At 67.0% G+C, this 18,127-nt stretch carries 17 protein-coding genes; 5 read left to right on the forward strand and 12 right to left on the reverse strand.

Translation table 11 applies throughout. The annotated features are described in order from the left end of the window. The first annotated feature begins 16 nt into the window (after nucleotides 1–16). Nucleotides 17–364 (forward strand): MmcQ/YjbR family DNA-binding protein, encoded by a 348-nt coding sequence (locus AC6HZP_RS19345; protein WP_497524161.1) that lies wholly within the window; start codon nucleotides 17–19, stop codon nucleotides 362–364. A 99-nt stretch (nucleotides 365–463) separates the two neighbouring features. Here the strand turns inward: AC6HZP_RS19345 and AC6HZP_RS19350 are convergent, their stop codons facing one another. Beyond that, nucleotides 464–646: a hypothetical protein gene (locus AC6HZP_RS19350; protein WP_497524162.1), complete on the reverse strand. Its 183-nt coding sequence runs from the start codon at nucleotides 644–646 to the stop codon at nucleotides 464–466. Nucleotides 647–823: 177 nt separating this feature from the next. On the opposite strand from AC6HZP_RS19350, the gene AC6HZP_RS19355 reads away from it, so the two are divergent. Continuing rightward, nucleotides 824–1,066 carry a hypothetical protein gene (locus AC6HZP_RS19355; RefSeq protein WP_201400635.1) on the forward strand — a complete coding sequence of 81 codons (243 nt, stop codon included), beginning with the start codon at nucleotides 824–826 and terminating at the stop codon, nucleotides 1,064–1,066. 63 nt (nucleotides 1,067–1,129) lie between these two features. On the opposite strand, the gene AC6HZP_RS19360 is transcribed toward AC6HZP_RS19355, so the two are convergent. Then, nucleotides 1,130–1,792: a hypothetical protein gene (locus AC6HZP_RS19360; protein ID WP_497524163.1), complete on the reverse strand. Its 663-nt coding sequence runs from the start codon at nucleotides 1,790–1,792 to the stop codon at nucleotides 1,130–1,132. Between the two features lie 143 nt (nucleotides 1,793–1,935). Further along, the gene (gene betI, locus AC6HZP_RS19365; RefSeq protein WP_497524164.1) at nucleotides 1,936–3,993 is read right to left on the reverse strand and encodes a choline-binding transcriptional repressor BetI; all 2,058 of its coding nucleotides are present in this window, start codon (nucleotides 3,991–3,993) and stop codon (nucleotides 1,936–1,938) included. A gap of 318 nt (nucleotides 3,994–4,311) precedes the next feature. Here betI and AC6HZP_RS19370 point away from each other — a divergent pair, with 318 nt between their 5' ends. The 3 genes from AC6HZP_RS19370 to choV all read left to right on the forward strand — a co-directional run bounded on the left by AC6HZP_RS19370 (nucleotide 4,312) and on the right by choV (nucleotide 7,379). Beyond that, nucleotides 4,312–5,262 (forward strand): choline ABC transporter substrate-binding protein, encoded by a 951-nt coding sequence (locus tag AC6HZP_RS19370; RefSeq protein WP_201400638.1) that lies wholly within the window; start codon nucleotides 4,312–4,314, stop codon nucleotides 5,260–5,262. 84 nt (nucleotides 5,263–5,346) lie between these two features. Beyond that, a complete protein-coding gene (gene choW / locus AC6HZP_RS19375; RefSeq protein ID WP_201400639.1) occupies nucleotides 5,347–6,198 on the forward strand; it encodes a choline ABC transporter permease subunit in 852 nt (283 codons plus the stop codon). A gap of 2 nt (nucleotides 6,199–6,200) precedes the next feature. Continuing rightward, nucleotides 6,201–7,379 (forward strand): choline ABC transporter ATP-binding protein, encoded by a 1,179-nt coding sequence (gene choV, locus AC6HZP_RS19380; protein ID WP_497524165.1) that lies wholly within the window; start codon nucleotides 6,201–6,203, stop codon nucleotides 7,377–7,379. Nucleotides 7,380–7,382: 3 nt separating this feature from the next. Here choV and AC6HZP_RS19385 read toward each other — a convergent pair whose 3' ends face one another. From AC6HZP_RS19385 to AC6HZP_RS19425, 9 genes are all read right to left on the reverse strand, one after another. Beyond that, entirely contained in the window at nucleotides 7,383–8,561 is a 1,179-nt protein-coding gene (locus AC6HZP_RS19385; protein WP_497524166.1) for a M24 family metallopeptidase, read from the reverse strand. Between the two features lie 200 nt (nucleotides 8,562–8,761). Then, the gene (locus AC6HZP_RS19390; RefSeq protein WP_497524167.1) at nucleotides 8,762–10,132 is read right to left on the reverse strand and encodes an LLM class flavin-dependent oxidoreductase; all 1,371 of its coding nucleotides are present in this window, start codon (nucleotides 10,130–10,132) and stop codon (nucleotides 8,762–8,764) included. A 171-nt stretch (nucleotides 10,133–10,303) separates the two neighbouring features. After that, entirely contained in the window at nucleotides 10,304–11,437 is a 1,134-nt protein-coding gene (locus AC6HZP_RS19395; RefSeq protein WP_497524168.1) for a pyridoxal-phosphate-dependent aminotransferase family protein, read from the reverse strand. Between the two features lie 242 nt (nucleotides 11,438–11,679). After that, the gene (locus tag AC6HZP_RS19400; protein WP_497524169.1) at nucleotides 11,680–12,525 is read right to left on the reverse strand and encodes an ABC transporter permease; all 846 of its coding nucleotides are present in this window, start codon (nucleotides 12,523–12,525) and stop codon (nucleotides 11,680–11,682) included. Continuing rightward, complete coding sequence (locus tag AC6HZP_RS19405; protein WP_497524170.1) at nucleotides 12,522–13,412, reverse strand: ABC transporter permease; 891 nt, start codon at nucleotides 13,410–13,412, stop codon at nucleotides 12,522–12,524. The genes AC6HZP_RS19400 and AC6HZP_RS19405 overlap by 4 nt, the downstream gene beginning before the upstream one ends. Before the next feature lie 297 nt (nucleotides 13,413–13,709). Then, nucleotides 13,710–14,843, reverse strand: coding sequence for a polyamine ABC transporter substrate-binding protein (locus AC6HZP_RS19410; protein ID WP_497524171.1), 1,134 nt, complete (start codon nucleotides 14,841–14,843; stop codon nucleotides 13,710–13,712). Between the two features lie 12 nt (nucleotides 14,844–14,855). Continuing rightward, on the reverse strand, nucleotides 14,856–15,971 hold the full coding sequence (locus tag AC6HZP_RS19415; RefSeq protein ID WP_497524172.1) for an ABC transporter ATP-binding protein: 1,116 nt from the start codon (nucleotides 15,969–15,971) through the stop codon (nucleotides 14,856–14,858). 189 nt (nucleotides 15,972–16,160) lie between these two features. Beyond that, nucleotides 16,161–16,703, reverse strand: a complete 543-nt coding sequence (locus AC6HZP_RS19420) for a gluconokinase (protein WP_497524173.1) — start codon at nucleotides 16,701–16,703, stop codon at nucleotides 16,161–16,163. A 96-nt stretch (nucleotides 16,704–16,799) separates the two neighbouring features. Continuing rightward, entirely contained in the window at nucleotides 16,800–18,098 is a 1,299-nt protein-coding gene (locus AC6HZP_RS19425; protein WP_201400649.1) for a glycoside hydrolase family 130 protein, read from the reverse strand. Nucleotides 18,099–18,127: the final 29 nt, after the last annotated feature.

The following is an 18,127-nucleotide window of genomic DNA, read 5'->3' on the forward strand; positions in this document are numbered from 1 at the left end:
CCGCGCTGGAGCCGCGATGCCGCCGGAACGACCGATCGACCATCTCCGCAGGATATGCCTGGCCCTGCCGGAAGCGACCGAGCAGGAGACGTGGGGCGATCCGACCTTCCGCGTCCGCGGCAAGATCTTCGCCATGCAGAAACGCGGCGACGGGCGGGACTCGGTCTGGGTCAAGGCGCCGGAGGGCAGCCAGATGGTCCTGGTCGGCGCGGATCCCGCGCGCTTCTTCGTGCCGCCCTATGTCGGACCGAAGGGTTGGATCGGCATCCGCCTCGACGACGATCCCGACTGGCAGGAAGTGTCGGAGCTGATCCGCCGCAGCTACCGGCTGATTGCGCCGAAACGACTGGCGAATTCATTCTAGGAATTGCGAATCCGGGCGCGCCACGGCGACCGTCCGGCGGGAACGGCGGCATCCGGACGGCGCGGATCGCGGGGCGACGGGAGCGGAGGCTCCCGCCGGTCAGCCCTTGGCGTTGCCGAGATCTTCCATCATGTGCTCGACCGCCATGATGGCGTTCTCGAGGTCGGAGATCTTGCGAAGCGCGCCGTCGGTCGGCAGGCCGCCCGCCTCCACCGCCTGGGAGATGAGCTTCTGCTGCGCTTCGACCAGCCGAGCACGAAGCGCCGTCAGTTTCTTGTTCATGGATAGGTCCCCTGTTCCGGCAAACGTATGACAGATTTTGCCTGAGGCGTTGACACAAAAAGCAGTCCAATGCCGATGCGACGCAACCGCGCAACAACCTGTGGATGGGCGCATGGGGGCGAAAGGCGTGCAAACACCGCCGCTTGACCGAATCTCGTATCAGGCAGAGTCTAAGGATTGGTTCTTCTCGACAGGGTGGTCGGAATTATGTCGCGACGAATTTTCCTGACGACGGCGCTGGATCGGTTGCTCGACGAAGGTCAGATTTCCCGCCGCTCCGATGCGCACCGCATCATCAAGCTGGTAATCGAGAACGGGGTCACGGCCCTCGATGAAGACCAGCGCTTCATCTACGACAGCGAACTGATCCCCAAGATCGAAGACGTGCAGATCCGCCGCGGCACCTTTGCCGGGCTCTGAGGTCCCGCTTCTCCGAGCGAAATCGGGGCGGTCCCGAAGACCCGCCCCGCTGTCTCGAGATAACTACTTCGCCGCGAAGCAATAGAGCAGCCCGGCGCCGCCGGTTCCCTTGAGCGCCTCCTGCGAACAGCCGCCGCGCGACAGATGCGACGCGTTCCAGGATTTCGCCGCGTCGGATTCGTCCAGCCCCTTGCGATCGTGATGACCGAGCATGGCCGCTCCCTCGGCGCCGCTCTTCGTCCAGTTGCCGCAGGTCTTGTCCTCGCCGGCCGGGAAGGCCGTGCCGTCGGGCTGGCTGCCCGTCAGGATGTCGTGCGTGTTCGGCGTGTCGCCGCGACCGTTCACCGGCGCGCCGGTCTCCGTCAACGCCGTTTCCTTCGAGATCTTGTTGGCCGCGTGAAGATCGGCGACATCCTTGGCGATGACGACGCCCTTGGCGTTCTGCCATGGACCGGTGCCGATGCGATCGCGCGCACTGACGGCGGTCGCGCCGCCCTCCGCCTGGGTCGAAAGATAGGCCCGCCATGTCCGCGCGCCGGCGCCCGCCTTCTCGGCCAGCGTCTGGCAGAGCTTGTCGGCGCCTTCGAGGCCGCCGAGATCGGCGCCCTTGCCCGAACCCACGCTGGAAACGAAGAAGCTCATGCCGCTTTCCTGCGCGCCGGCGCTACCTCCTAGCGCCAGCAGAACCATCGATGCGGCAAACGCCAGTGATCCCGAAGTCCTCATCTCGTCCCTCCTCTCGTACACGGCGCCCTGCCGGCGCTCCCTGTCGGATATAGAGAGCTGTCGGCACCGGGCGAGAGGCAGTCTCAACCAGAGCGGGAGCCGATGCAACGAGCCTCGCTCCGGCGAGCTCTCCGCGACCTCGATCAGCGAGGCGCCGCGAGGCCGTCCAGCTGCGCATAGACGTGCTTCAGCCTTGTATAGGGTTCGAGCGCCGAGCGGGCGTTCGCGCCGCCGGTCGTCGCCTGGCGGAAGCCGCCCAAAGGCGCTCCGGCCAGCATCGGCTGATAGTGATTGAGCCAGCAGGTCCCGGCGTGAAGACGGGCGACAACCTGCTGACCACGCGCCAGATCCCGGGTGAAGACAGCCATGGCGGGGCCGGCAAGTACCGCATTCAGCCGACCGATCGCCTCCTCCTCGCCGTCGAAGGAGAGCACCGGCACGATCGGGCCGCCTGAAGGCTCGTGGACGATCGCCATCGCGTCGGTGCAAAGATCGAGGACCGTCGGCGCGAGAAAGGCCCCGCGCGCCAGCGGACCTTCCGCCAGCCGATGGCCGCCGACAAGCACCTGGGCGCCCGCCTCCCTCGCCTCTGCGATCTGGCGAAGCGCACCCTCCATCTCCGCCTCCGAGGCCAGCGCGCCGATTTGCGTATGCGGATCCATGGGATCGCCGACCACGAGACGGCCGACGCGAGCAACCAGAGCCTCGACGAAGGCTTCGCGCACAGTGGACTGCACGAGCACCCGCGCGCCGGTCGAGCTCGCCCCGAGGCCGGCGGAGAGCGCGCCGGAGACGGCGCCCTCGAGGTTCGCACCATCGAGGACGATGACGGTCGACGTGCCGCCCGCCCGCTCCGCGATCGCGGTGACGGCGGGATGTTTCCTGAGGAGCCGGTCCGTCTCGGCGGGTCCGTGCAGGACATTGAAGACGCCGTCCGGCATATCGGCTTCGGTCATGATCTCGGCGAGCCTGGCCGCCGAAAGCGGCGCCCGCTCGGACGTCAGGAAGATCACGGCATTGCCGGCCGCGAGCGCCGGTCCGGCGTTCCGGCAGGCGGCAAACAGCGAAGCGCTCGCCTCTCCGAACGCCGCGACGATGCCGAGCGGATCGCGCCTGGAATAGCCGATCGCGCCGGATCCGAGATCGACATGCTCGTCCGCCAGGGCACTGGCGAGAGCGACGAAATGGTCGAGGCAATCGGCGGCCGAGACGACGTCGACGGTCGATGTCTGCTGAATCGGCCTTCCCGTATCGCGGGTCTCCAGCCGCGCCAGTTCGTCATTGCGCTCACGCAGGATGGCAGCGACGCGGCGGAGGATCCGTCCTCGCTCGCCGCCGGTCATGCCGCCCCAGATCGCCTGGCCATGGCGCGCGCTTTCGACCGCCGCCTCGACTTCCGCCGCCCCGGCGATCTCGACCCTGGCGAGCGTCTCGCCGGTCGCGGGATTGACCGTCGCGAACGTCCGGCCCTTCCCCGCCGCGAGGCCCCGGCCGGCGATGTGGCTGCGGATCACGGCGTGGCGGCCATTGGTTGCCGGCCCGGCATCGGCCGCGCTCACGCGGGCGCGAACAGTGGCGATCTGGATGTCGGCGAAGGCGGTGGCGATGGCCCGCGCGCCCGCGCTTTCTGGTTCGCCTTCGGCCGCGAGCGTCTCGCGCAGCCACAGCCCGTCGATCACCGCGGCGATCGCGACCGCGACCTGCTGCGCCTCGCGCGGCGGCACCATCTGCTTCAGCGCATGGCGCAGATTGGATAGCATGCGGCGCTGATAGACGTTCTGCACCCGCTTGAAGCGGGCGGAATGGATGACCTGCCCCCAGAAGGCGAGCCAGACGCTGGCGGTGCGGCGGTCAAACTCCTCGGGCGCCAGATTGGCGTCGATGACGGCCTGGACCCGGGCGCGGGGCGACTTCGCCTCGGCGAGCCGGATCGAGACGAGCCGGCTCAACCGGCCGGCCATGGAGCGCAGGGTCGCCTCCAGCAGGCCTTCCTTGTCGCCGAAATAATGCGCGACCAGTCCGGGAGAAACGCCCGCGCGCCGGCCGATATCCATCAAGGTGCAGGCGGCGAAACCGACCTCGGCCAGCGATTCGATCGTCGCCTCGATCAGCTGTCGTCGGCGCACATCTTCGGCTTCGAGTCGGGCGGAACTTGTCCCACTCATGACAATCCTCTCCGTCATCTCGCGGCCATTCGTCATTTATCCCGATTGAACGGCCAATCAAAGCCCTCCGCGTATTTCCTGACGCCCTCTCCGGCTTCGGCACATCGGAAAGACAAGACTGTCACCGAAACGGCATAATTGACAGGATCTTGGACTTTGAACGCCCGTTCAACGGACGATCAGAAACAAGCCGATGCGGATTGATTGGATAAAGGAAGGACGACGAACGGACATAACGCCACGGGGACTATAACAAGATCTGTCGCTAGGACGCTTCATCGCGTCCGTGACTGCGCTATGCTTGGCCTCAACCAGGGGTCGCCTGGCGAGGCCGCATGTTGGGAGAAGTAGAGAATGCTCAATTCGGTACTATCGAGATCCGTGGCAGCCATGGCCTGCGTCCTCGGCCTGGCCGGGACGGCCGCCGCCGCGGAGCCGGCGTCGTGCAAGACCGTGCGGTTCTCCGATGTCGGCTGGACCGACATCTCGGCGACGACGGGCCTGACCTCGCGCATCCTCACCGGCCTTGGCTACGAGCCCAAGCTGCAGGTGCTGTCGGTGCCGGTCACCTACGCGTCGCTGAAGAACAAGGATATCGACGTCTATCTCGGCAACTGGCTGCCCTCGATGGCCGCCGACCTGAAGCCGTACCAGGACGACGGCTCGGTCGAGGTCGTGGGCGTCAATCTGGAAGGCGCGAAATACACGCTCGCCGTCCCCGCCTACCTGTTCGACGAGGGCCTGAAGACCTTCCAGGACATCGCCAAGTTCAAGGACAAGCTCGGCGGCAAGCTCTACGGCATCGAGCCCGGCAATGACGGCAACCGGCTCATCCTCGACATGATCAAGGACAACAAGTTCGACCTCGGCTCGTTCGAGCTGGTCGAATCGAGCGAACAGGGCATGCTGGCCCAGGTCGACCGCGCCGGCCGCAAGAAGGACGCGATCGTCTTCCTCGGCTGGGCGCCGCATCCGATGAACGAGAAGTTCGCCATGCAGTATCTCGATGGCGGCGACGATGTCTTCGGCCCGAATTTCGGCGGCGCGACGGTCTCGACCAGCGTGCGCAAGGGCTATCTCGAAGAGTGCCCGAATGTCGGCGCGCTCATCAAGAACATGAAGTTCACCCTGCCGATCGAAGGCCAGGTGATGTCGAGCATTCTCGACGACGGCAAGGAGCCGATCGCCGCCGCCGAAGCCTGGCTGAAGGCCAACCCGGCGCAGCTGGATGTCTGGCTCGCCGGCGTCAACACGATCGACGGCCAGCCCGGCCTCGACGCCGTGAAGAAGAGCCTCGGCCTCTGAGCCTGGAGACGACCGGGGCGGCGCGCGCCGCCCCGGAAGGCCCGCGCCGGGCCACGGAGCGACAAACGATGACGGCTTCCCGCCATGTATAGCTGGCTGACCGAGCACAAGATCCCGCTCGGATCCTGGATCAAGAGCTTCGTCGACTTCCTGAACCAGCACGCCCAGTGGCTGTTCGACGGGATTTCGCTCGTCCTCGGCACGATGATCGACGGCCTGACGCGGTTTCTGCTGGCCGCGCCGCCGCTCGTCCTTGTCGCGGTCTTCGCGGCCATCGCCTATGCGCTGCACCGCTCGTTCAAACTCGCGGCGTTCACCGCCCTCGCCTTTCTGCTCGTGATCAATCTCGGCTACTGGCAGCCGACGATGGAGACGCTGTCGCTGGTGATCTGGGCGGCGCTGGTCTGCGTCGTGATCGGCGTGCCGGTCGGCATCGCCGCGGCGCACCGGCCCTGGCTCTATGCCGGCATCCGCCCGATCCTCGATTTGATGCAGACGATCCCGACCTTCGTCTACCTGATCCCGACGCTGGTGCTGTTCGGGCTCGGCACTGTGCCCGGCCTGATCTCGACGGTGATCTTCGCCATTCCCGCGCCGATCCGGTTGACCCATCTCGGCATCACCTCGGTGCCGGCCCAATTGCGCGAGGCCGGCCAGGCCTTTGGCGCCACCAGGCGGCAGCTGCTCTACAAGGTCGAGCTGCCGCACGCGATGCCGACGATCATGGCCGGCATCACCCAGTGCATCATGCTCAGTCTCTCCATGGTGGTGATCGCGGCGCTGGTCGGGGCCGACGGGCTCGGCAAGCCGGTCGTGCGGGCGCTGAACTCCGTCAATATCGGCATGGGCTTCGAGGCGGGCGCGGCGATCGTGCTGCTCGCCATCGTGCTCGACCGGGTCTGCAAGCGCCCCGCGCGCAAGACGGGAGGGCGCTGAGCATGCCGGCCATCCGCTTCGACAAGGTCGACATCGTCTTCGGCGATCGTCGCAAGAAGGCGCAGGCGCTGATCGACCAAGGCCGGACGCGCGACGAGATTCTGGCGGAAACCGGCGCTGTCCTCGGCGCGGCGGGCGTCGAGTTGACCGTCGAGCGCGGCGAGATCTGCGTGCTGATGGGCCTCTCCGGTTCCGGCAAGTCGACGGTGCTGCGCGCCGTCAACGGATTGAACGAGGTGGCGCGCGGCAAGGTCCTCGTCTCGCACGACGGCGCCGAGGTCGATGTCACGCATTGCAGCGCCGACATGCTGCGCGAGATCCGCATGCGCACCGTCTCGATGGTGTTCCAGCAATTCGGCCTGTTCCCGTGGCGCACCGTGCGCGAGAATGTCGGCTTCGGGCTGGAAATCCGAGGCATTCCGGCCGCCGAGCGCAAGCGCATCGTCGACGAGAAGCTCGCCATGGTCGGCCTGTCGCAATGGGCCGACAAGCATGCGCACGAGCTTTCCGGCGGCATGCAGCAGCGCGTCGGACTGGCGCGGGCCTTCGCCACCGATGCCGAGATCCTCTTGATGGACGAGCCGTTCTCGGCGCTCGATCCGCTGATCCGCGACAAGATGCAGGACGAGCTGCTCGACCTGCAGCGCCGCATCCAGAAGACCATCCTCTTCGTCAGCCACGACCTCGACGAGGCGATGAAGATCGGCAGCAAGATCGCCATCATGGAGGCCGGCCGCATCGTCCAGAGCGGCACGGCAGAGGACATATTGCTCCGGCCGGCGACGCCCTACGTTGCCGATTTCGTCAAGCATACCAATCCCTTGAACGTGCTGCGCGGCCGCTCGGTGATGACCCCCGCCGGCGCGCTCCGGCGCGGCGACGGCACGGTGCTGCTCGATCGCGAAGGGCTCGTCCGCGTCCGCGTCGATGCCGGCGACCGCCCGGTCGGCGTCGACGTCAACGGCCGCGAGGGCAGTCTCGGCCGCGTCAACGGCAATGCCGCCGCCTTCGATACGCCCTGCGACCTCATCGTCGCCCCGGTCGATCTGAAGCTCGCGACCGCGATCGCGCTGAAGCGGAAGTCGGAGCATCCGATCGTCTTCGTCGACGCGGACGGACGGCTCGCCGGCCTCTGCGGCGACGACGAGATCTATTCGAGCCTGCTCCGCCGCACCGCCTAAGAGTCAGACAAGTCTGACGATTTCGTCCTGGATCGGCGTCGTGACGGTGGGGCCTGCGGCCGGATCGAGGAAGACATTGATCTCGAGCCGGACGCCGAACTCGGGCAGGTAGATGCCCGGCTCGATGGAAAAGCCGGTGCGCGGCAGGATGCGACGGGTGTCGTGGGTCTCGAGGTTGTCGAGATTGACGCCAAGCCCGTGCAGCCGCTTGCCCGGCCCCATGCTATGGCCGGTGCGATGGTGGAAATACTCGCCGTAGCCGGCCGCGGCGATGAGGCCGCGCGAGACATCGTCGACCTGCCAGCCTTCCAGCACCTCGCCCAATTGCCAAGCTTTCTCAATGACTTGCAGCGCCGCGTCACGAGCGCGGCGGACGATGTCGAAGATTTCCTGCAGCCTCGGCGGCACGATCGCGCCGGCATAGGCGCCCCAGGCGATGTCGGAATAGACATTGCGCTCGCCGGGATAGCGGGCCCAGAAATCGATCAAGAGCCAGTCGCCGGCGCCGATATGCGCCGAGCCCTCCGGCTTCGGCTCGTAGGAGACGATGCCGGAATGGCCGTTCACCTGCACGACCGGTTGGCCTTCCGTCTCCAGGCCGAGGCGGTCGAACTCGGAGAAGATGAACTGCTGCAGCTCGAATTCCGTTAGCGGTTTGTTAACCCGGATGGCCGTTTTCACGCGGTCGAAGGCGGAGTCCTTGATGCCGGCGACGACGACGCAGGCGCGCTTGTGGCTTTCGATCGCAAAGTCGTCCCAGGCAGCGGCCGAGACCTGGAACAGGTCGGCCGAGGTGACGATCTGATAGTGCCAGCTCCGCAGCAGCTCGACCGTGCCGGCATCGGCCCAGGAGACGGTCGGCACGCCGCCCTCTTCCGAATATTCGAGCGCCAGCCGCCGCGCCGGTCCGAGCAGCTCGCGCAGCATCGCCCGCATCTCGACCCAGCCGCGAAAGATCCGCTTGTCGAGTTCGACGTCGTGGAAGAAGAACTGGTCGACGGTATGGATCAGCAGCACCGGCGGACCGGAGCGCGGCACAACCAGGAAGGCGCGCCGGGTCGGATTCCGGACGACACCGAGGATGTGCCAGAGCAACGGATTGCTGCCGCGATAATCGACCAGCAGCCAGGCATCGATGCCCTCGGCCTGCATGAAACGCTGGGCGGTGTCGAGATCGAACATGGTGTAATCCTCGGTCGGCCCCCTCTCCCTTCTGGGAGAGGGTTGGGGTGAGGGTCTTCCTGAAGATCGAGACAGGAGAAAGAAAGGCCCTCACCCAACCCTCTCCCGGAGGGAGAGGGCTTTCGTGGGCCCTCCCCGATATCGGCGCCGGTACCCTCTCCCCAGCCCTCCCCACAAGGGGGAGGGAGAAGGGAGAGCCCCTACCCGCGCCGGTACTTCTTCCCCGGATGGTCGTCGCGGAGCTGCTTCTGGCCGGCGCCGAGGAGGTTTTCGCGGAAGGTCGAGCCCGCATAGGCCGGGCGCAGCAGGCCGCGCCGGCGCAGTTCCGGCACGACGTATTTCACCGTGTCGACGAAGGTGCCGGGGCGGATCGCATAGGTGATGTTGAAGCCGTCGAGATCGGCGATATCGACCCAGCGCTGCATCTCGTCGGCAACCGTCGCGCCGGAGCCGACGAATTTCGGGCCCATGCCGCCGACGCCCATGTAATGGGCGATGTCGCGCAGCGTCCAGACGACGTCGGGATCGGCGTCGGCGAAGAGATGGCGGGCGAAATGCGCCGCGTTCGGATTGATCTCGGTCAGCGGCTGGTCGGGATCGAATTTCGCAACGTCGAGACCGAGCGGCCCGGCGAACTGCACCATCGCGCCCTCATAGTCGGCATAGGAGAGCAGCTCGGCATATTTCTCGTCCGCCTCGCCGTCGGTCGCGCCAGCGACGATAGTGGTGACGGCAAAGACCTTGAGGCTCCTCGGGTCACGCCCCTGCGCCGCCGCGCTGGCGCGGATGTTGGCGACGACAGGCGCGATCACCTCCGGCCGCGTGCCGTGCACGAAGACGGCCTCGGCATGGGTGGCAGCAAAAGTCTGGCCGCGCGAGGAGGACCCGGCCTGGAACAGCACCGGGGTCCGCTGCGGCGACGGCTCGGCGATGAAGGCGTCGGGCACGTTGAAATAGCGCCCGGCATGCCGGATCGGATGCACCTTGGCGGGATCGACATAGATGCCGCGCGCCTTGTCGATGACGACGGCGCCGTCCTCCCAGGAGCCCTCCCAGAGCTTGTAGAGCACCTCCATGAACTCGTCGCCGCGATCATAGCGCTCGTCATGCGAGAGCTGCTCGCCGCGGCCGAGATTGCGGGCGGCGCTGTCGAGATAGGAGGTGACGATGTTCCAGCCGACGCGACCGTTGCTCGCGTGATCCAGGCTCGTCATCTTGCGGGCGAAACCATAGGGCTGCTCGTAGGTGAGCGAGACCGTCGCGGCGAAGCCGAGATGCTTGGTCGCCGCCGCCATGGCGGAGATGATCGACAGCGGGTCGTTGATCGGCACCTGAATCGCATTGCGCAACGCCGCGTCCGGCTTGCCCTCATAGACGTCGAGCATGCCGAGCACATCGGCGAGGAAAATCGAATCGAACCCCGCCTCCTCCAGCATCACGGCGAGCTCGGTCCAGTAGGAAAGATCCTTGTAGCGATGCGACTGGTCTTCCGGGTGACGCCAGAGGCCGGCCGAGATGTTGACTGGCGAGCAGTTCTCGAAGGCGTTCAGATGGATGGTGCGGGCGGTCATGGGCGGGATCCGGTCTGGCTTCTCACCTCTCCCTGAGGGAGAGGTCGGCTCGTAGAGCCGGGTGAGGGTTTAGGGAACTATCCGGTGAGGCCGTAAACCCTCACCCGCCGGCCTGCGGCCGTCGACCTCTCCCTCAGGGAGAGGTGAAGAAAGCTTGGCCAACACCAGCCTCTACTCGACAGAGCCGGCCGGCTCGGCGTCCTGGTAGGCCTTGGCGACGGCTTCGATCGCCGCGTCGACGTCGACCTTGTGGCCGAGCGAAGCGAGCGCCCTGCCATAGGCGACGACATTGGCGAGCACCGGCCGATAGGCGGCGCGGAGGCCGGTGTGGTTGAGACGGACCAGCAGCGTCTCGACGCCACCGACGCCGGGACTGATGGCCGCGTCCTCGATCGCCTTCGTCGCCGCGACCAGCTCCTCCGGCACGATGCCGTCCGGGATCGGCGCCGCCGTCACCAGCGCCGAGGCGCTGGCGTCGTCCTCGATCCACGGGGTGATACCGAGCGCGCGCAGGCCGGCGCGGGTGGCGCGGGCGGCGATTTGGTGGCGCTCGACCACCGTCTCGATGCCGTCCTCCTCCGCGTCGATCCGGTTCAGCGCCGCGTCGAGCGCCCAGAATTCCAGCGGCGCCGGCGTGCCGGGCAGCGCATCGGCGCCGCGATCCAGCCAGTTTTCCTTGAGATCGAGCAGGGACAGCGTCGAAAGCCGCAGCGCCGGCGCCTCGGCAATCTTCGCCCAGGCCGCCTCGCTGACCGAGATGGCAGAGAGGCCGGCAGGCCCACCCAGCCCCTTCTGAGGCCCGATGACGGCGATATCGATGCCGAGCGTCTGCACCTCGAACGGATGCGCGCCGATCGACGCGACCGCGTCGACCACCAGCAACGCGCCGCGCGCCTTGGCGGCTTCAGCGATCTCCGGCAGCGGGTTCAGGACGCCGTTGGCCGCCTCGCCATGCACGAGCACGACGACGTCGACCTGCTCCATGGCGTCGAGCGCGGCCTGGAACGCGGCGAGTTCGACCGGGCGGCCGAGCTTGGCGACGACGTTCTCGACATCCGCGCCACCGCGGCGCAGCCAGGTGGCGAAGTAGTCGCCATACATGCTGGTGACGACGTTCAACACCCTGAGGCCCGGCTTGGCGAGGCTGGCCGCGACGGCTTCCAGCGCCACGACCGCTTCCGCCTGCACGAAGACGATATCGTCGAAACTGCGCATGACCACGCCGATCTGGTCGGCCAGCACGGCATAGCCGACGCTGGGATAGGCGGGCGGATCGAGCAGGTCTTCGGTGGAGAACTGGGTCATCGTCTTCCGTCTCATGCTGGCGCCGGATCCGGGGGGAAGATCCGGCTTTTCAACTCGTGCTGAGGGAACCCCGCCCCCAACATCCTGAGAAGGCCCAAAGGGCCGTCTCGAAGGACGCAGGGTGTCGGTGCGCTCTCAAAGGGGAACTCGCCCAATCATCGTGCGTCCTTCGAGACGGCCTTCTGCGAAAGCCTCCTCAGGATGTTGGGGAACGGGGACTGCAATCTCGCCGCCTCCTTCTTTCAGCGCGCCGCGGCGCGATCGGATTTCCGGCTCAGGCGGAAGCAGAGCGCCGCCAGCCCGAGCAGGGTGACCGTGAAGAGAAACACGACCGTCGCCGCCGCGTAGACGGAGGGCGCCGGGCCGTATTGCAGGCTGCCATAGAGATAGACCGGCAGCGTGTTGACCGCCGGCGTCGTCAGAAAGGCGGCGACGACGAGATTGTCGAAGCAGAAGGCATAGGACATCAGCCCGCCGGCGAGGATCGCTGGCAAAAGCTGCGGCAGCACGATGAACCAGAGCGTCTTCAGCCGCGTGCTGCCGAGATCGGCGGCCGCCTCCTCCAGCTTTGGGTCGAGCGTCAGCGCCCGCGCCCGCACGATCAGCGCCGTGACCGCGATCGCCGCCGGCGTGATGCCGGCGATCAGCGTCGCCGCGCCGAGCGGCACGCCGGTGACGGCGTAGAAGAGCAGCAGCGACACGCCGATGACGACTTCCGGCACGATCAGCAGGATGTAGGTCAGCCCCGAGAGCCAGCGGCGAACGCGCGGGCTCGGATGGCGCACAAGCGCGTAGCCGAGCGACGCCCCCATGGCGAGGGCGATCAGCGCGGCCCAGAACGCGACATAGAGGCTGGTCTGCACCGAACGGCGCAGCGCCAGGTCGTTCCAGGCGGCCGGATACCATTCGAGCGTCCAGCCGGTGAAATGCGAGGTCTGCTTGCCGACCACGCCGAGATTGAACGAGTAGAGGATCGAGACGGCGATCGGCGCGAACAGGAAGAGGATCGCCAGCACGAACCAGATCGACAGGCCGGCGTCCGTCGCCCGCCGGCGGAAATCGCCCTGCCCCGGGCTTGCCGCGCTCATGCCGACACCTCGGCAAAGCCCTTGGTGAGGCGCGCCAGCGCGGCGACGACGACGGCGACCGCGATCAGCACCAGCACGGCCATGGCGGAGCCGAGCGCATAGTTCTGAGATTGCAGATACTGCGACGAGATCGCCTGCCCCATCAGCACGCCGCGACTGCCGCCGAGCAGTTTCGGGATCACCATCTCGCCCAGCATCGGCACGGCGGTGAGCAGGACGGCGGTGGCGATGCCGGGGCGCGCCAGCGGCAGCGTTACGGCCCAGAAGGTCTGGAAACGGCTGGCGCCGAGATCCCGGCTCGCCTCCAGCAGCGGGCCGGGAATGCGGTCGAGCACGACGAAGAGCGGCACGATGGCGATCGGCAGATAGGCGTAGACCATGCCGATGAAGACGGCGGTCTTGGTGTCGAGCAGGTCGAGCGGCCCGTCATGCAGATGGAGGAAATTCAGGATCACCTCGACCACCCCGCCGCGCGCCAGCAGGATCTGCCAGGACATGACGCGGACGAGGAACGACGAGAAATAGGGGATGAGAATGAGGACGAGCGCCAGCGTCCGGAACCGCCCCGCCTTGCGCGCGATGAAATAGGCGACCGGGAAGGCGACGCCGAGGCAGAGCGCCGAGGCGGTCACCGCGAACTGCACGGTGCGCAGGAAGGTGGTCAGGTAGAAGCCGGACAGCGCGGTCTGGTAGTTCTTCAGCGTGAAGCCGAGCTCGACCGCGCCGAACAGCGAGTTTCCGAAGGAATAGACGACGGTGAAGCCGAGCGGCGCCAGGAAGAAAAGCGCCAGCCAGATCGTCGGGATGGCGGCGAACAGGTGATCGGAAACGCGCGCCGAGGGCGCGCGTTTCGATGGGGTCTGACCTGTTTTGTTCGCGGAAGTCATGAGTCTCTTGGATCGGCCATCTGCCAGTTCACCTCATCCAGGAGCGTCGTCCCTAGCGCAACGCCGCTCCGGATAACGCTCCGCCATCATCCTGAGGTGCTTCGCGGAGCGAAGCCTCGAAGGAGGGTCCAGCCTGACACTCCAGTATGCCGACACGGACCAGAACTCCGTAGAGATCCGTCCGCGATCGGCATCAAGGCGTTCCCTGGACCCTCCTTCGAGGCCCGGCTTCGCCGGGCACCTCAGGATGATGGTCGAGTTGTGCAACGCTATTCCTCAGAGAGGATGGGCTTGCGCTTAACCGCCGGCCGCCGCCTGGATCTCGGTCTGCACCTCGAGATAGACGCCGACAGTTGCCGGATCGACGACGAAGGAGGTGAGCTTGTCGAAATCGAGGTCCTTGCCGCCGAAGATCAGGTCGACGTCCTTGGTGTCGGCCGGCAGCTTGTCGCGGAGGCCCGCCAGCGCGGCCGGGAAGCCGATATACTGCGTCTCCGAGATCTGTACCGCGGGCTCGAGCTGGTAGGCGAGGAAATCATAGACCTGGTCGAGGTTCGGCGCCTTGGCGGGAATGGCGTAATTGTCGACCCAGAGCTCGCTCATCGGGCCGGGCACGACGAATTTCAGCTTCGGATTGAGCGCGATCGCGGCGCGCGCCGTGCCCTGGTTGGTCTGGGCCAGCACGATGGCGCCGTTGGCGAGCTGGTTCGGATCGAGGCCGCCGAAGGTCTTCACATGCTTGGCGAAGGCCTTGATCTCCTCGCCGGCGGCGCGGATTTCGGCCTCGGTCGCCTTGTTCCAGTCCTTGCCATGGGTCCAGAGCGACATGCCGATCGTCTCCCAGCCGGAATCCGACAGGCGGACCTTGCCGCTAACGCCGGGCTTGGCGCCGGCATCGAGGAAATCCTGCCAGGTCTTGATCTCGCCGCCGACGGCTTCCGGGTCATAGACGACGCCGAGAACGCCCCAGTCCTTCGGGATCGAGTACTTGTTGCCGGGATCATAGTCGCGGTTGAGCAGCGAAGGATCGAGCGAGCCGAAGTTCAGGCGGCTGTGGTCGATCTCCTGCAGCAGGCCGCGATCGGCCAGCTGCTTGATCCAGCTCGAGCTCGGGATGACGAGATCGAAATCGGCGCCGGCCGGGCTGTTCAGCTTGGCGAACAGCGTCTCGTTGGAATCATAGGAGGTGATGTTCGGCGTCACGCCCGACTTCCGCGCATATTCCGCGAGGCTGTCGTTGGAAAAGTAGTTCGGCCAGGAGAAGACGTTGAGCGCGCCGCCGCTGACCGGCTCCGCGGCGGAGGCCCGGCCCGGAAACGCCGATTGCAGCGCCAGCGCCGCCGGCGCCGCACCGAGGAGGCCGAGCATGGAGCGCCGGCTGAAGCCCGCGCGCTTGGAAGATCCCTGGGGAAGAAGCAGATGCCGGGTCATGACACGTTCCTTTCAAGAGGACGGGCGGGAGGGTAGCGGCTCCGCGCGATAGGCGCGCGCGGCGGAAGCGTCGAAGCTGACGGTGACCGGATCGCCCGCCTGCAAAGGCGCATACTCGGACGGGGCGTCGCCGCGCGGCTCGATCGATTCGAACTCCGTACCGCCGGCCGTGACGGCGCGGAGCCGCAGCGACGGCCCGAGCGCGACGGCGTCGACGAGGCGGGCGGATATCGCGTTGGGCCCGGCGACGGGCGTGCGGGAAAAGCGGGTCTGTTCGGGCCGGACGATGACCAGCGCAGGGTCGCCGGCGGCGAGATCGGCGGCGACATGGCCGGCGGCGAGCGGGCCGAGATCCGAGGCGAGCGCGTCGCCCTCGCCCACCGTCGCGGCGATGCGGTTGGCGCTGCCGAGGAACAGCGCCACCCAGGCGTCGGCCGGCTGGTCGTAGAGCGTCGCGGGGTCACCGATCTGGGCGAAGCGGCCGTCGCGCATGACGGCGAGGCGGTCGGCCATGCCGAAAGCCTCTTCCTGGTCGTGCGTGATGTAGATGAAGGTGGCGCCGAGCTCGGTCTGGATACGACGAAGCTCGCGCTGCATCTCTTCCCGCAGCTTCCGGTCCAAGGCCCCGAGCGGCTCGTCGAGCAGCAGCACGGCCGGCTGGTTGGCGAGCGCGCGGGCAAGCGCCACGCGCTGCTGCATGCCGCCGGAAAGCTGGGCGGGCTTGCGATCGGCGGCGCCGGAAAGGCGGACCAGATCGAGCAGCTCGCCGGCCTGGCGCCGCCGCTCGGCCCGCGGCACGCCGCGCATCCTCGGGCCGTAGGCGACGTTGTCGAGGACGGAGAGATGCGGAAACAGCGCGTAGCTCTGGAACACGGTGTTGACGTCGCGCCGCTCGGCCGGCAGCCCGGTGACGTCCTCGCCGGAAATCCAGACCGAGCCCTCGTCCGGCGTCTCGAAGCCGCCGATCAGGCGCATCGCCGTGGTCTTGCCGCTGCCGCTCGGGCCGACGATCGCCAGGAACTCGCCGCGCGGCACGTCGAGCGAAAGCCCGTCCAGCACCGTCTGCTCGCCAAAGCGCTTGACGACGCCCCGAAGGGCGACGGCGGAGGTATCTGGCCTTTGCGTCATCGACTGTCGACCAAGCGAAGCGGGATGGAGGCGCACAGCGGCTCGGGGGAAACCGCGACGGCCCGGATTGAAACTAGTACGGCGGGCATTACGAAGAAGCGAGTTGGATTGTTCCGAAATTCGCCCTGCCCGGGGTATCTTGTGCTCCCCCGGACCGGCATTTCAGGCAGCGTTGGAACTGCCGTTGCGTCAGACCCGCGCTCCCGGCCCGGTGAGCTGCCCGGCGGCGCGGCGCACGATCTCCACGACCGGCACGTCGACAGCGACGGCGAGCACGTCGGCCTCGTCCGCGCCCGGCCGCTCCAGCGTCGCATACTGGCTGGCGAGCAGGCTCGGCGGCATGAAGTGGCCCTTGCGGGCGCCGAGGCGGTCCTGCACCAGCGATTGCGGCGCGTCGAGGAAGACGAAGCGGATCGGCTGGCCGGCCGCGGCGCGGATGCGGTCGCGATAGATCTTCCGGAGCGCCGAACAGGCGACGACGATGCCGGCGGGATGCGCGGCGCGATCGCCGAGCGTCCGGCCGATCTTGTCGAGCCAGGGCCAGCGGTCGTCATCGACCAGAGGCGTGCCGCTCGCCATCTTGGCGACGTTCTCCGGGCTGTGCAGGCCGTCGCCATCGACGAAATCGATGCCGAGCGCCGCCGCCAGCCCCTCGCCGACGCTCGACTTGCCCGAGCCGGACACGCCCATCACGATGATGGCCGTGCGTGCCTGTTCCGATTGCGTCGCCATGAAATCCGCCTGCTCCCCCGCTCGCGTTTCGAGACAGCATTATCGCGGAGACGGCCGCCGGTCCACCGGCGAAGGCGGGTTCCGGAGGATGCCGGATCACCCCTCCATGGCGCGCAGCAGCGCGTCGATCCGCATCGTCGCGAAAGTCGAGGCGGTGTCCGAAACGGCATAGGGCAGGATGATGTGCTCGCCATGCCGCATCGCGCCGCAGGTATAGACGACATTGGGCACATAGCCCTCGCGCTCCGACGGCTCGGGCCGGATGATCGGCTCGCTGGAGCGGGCGAGGATCTTCGACGGATCCTTCTTGTCGAGCAGCGCCGCGCCGATCGAATATTTGCGCACGGGGCCGACGCCGTGGGTGAACAGCAGCCAGCCCTCGTCGAGCTCGATCGGCGAGCCGCAATTGCCGATCTGCACGAATTCCCACGGAAAGCGCGGCCGCATGAAGGGCACGCCGCCCTCCCACGAATACAGATCGTCGGAGTGGATCAGATAGAGGTTCTCGTTGTCCTGCCGGCCGATCATCGTGTAGCGGCCGTCGATCTTGCGCGGAAACAGCGCCATGCCCTTGTTGCGCGCGGCGCTGCCATAGAGCGGCGACATGCGGAAATGGATGAAATCGTCCGTCTGCAGCAGCTCGGAGCGGATCGCGCTGCCGCTATAGGCGGTGTAGGTCGCGAAGTAGGTGCGCTTGCCCTCGTCCTCGAAGCGGACGAAGCGGGCATCCTCGATGCCGTTCGACTGCGACAGGCTGAGCGGGAAGATCAGCCGCTCGGTGATGTCCTCCTCGGGCGTGAAGGCGAGATCGATCACCTCGCCGTCGAGCACCGGCGCGCGGTTGACGACCTTCGGCACCGAAGCGAGCCGCACGGTCGGCTCGACCGCGACGGCGCCGTCGCGGGTGATCGTGCCGGAGCGAAAGGTCAGCGACGAGATGTGCCCCTCGCCGACCGAGCGCAGGCTGAGGATGAAGCGGCAGCCTCCCGCCGGCGCGCCGCTCTGGTCGGGATGCAGCACGATGCTCGGATTGAACAAAGCCGCCGATTCGAACGAGTATTCATGCAGGAAATAGGCGCCGATCAGCTGGCGCTGGATCCGGCTGAACTCCTGATGCGACGAGAAGGCGTCCTCCATCTCGTCGGCACGGTTCTCGAACGTCTTCAGGAGGTTGCGGTGCCGGCCGTCGAAATTCTCCAGAACGTCGATCAACTGGCTGGCCGCAGCCTCCGGGCTGAGGGCGAGGACGCGGTCGACGATATGGTTCGCCCGCGTCTTCTCCTTCGGATGCAGATCCCTCGGCTCCGTCGCCGGCTTGAACGGCCGCACGACCACGCGCGAGGGATCCGGTCGCAGAAACAGAGCCTGCCGGTTCAGGAACGAAGCATGAGACAAGGCGTCCTCGGCTGTTTTGACGGTATTTA

It is taken from the genome of Kaistia sp. SLG-1, assembly GCF_059699055.1.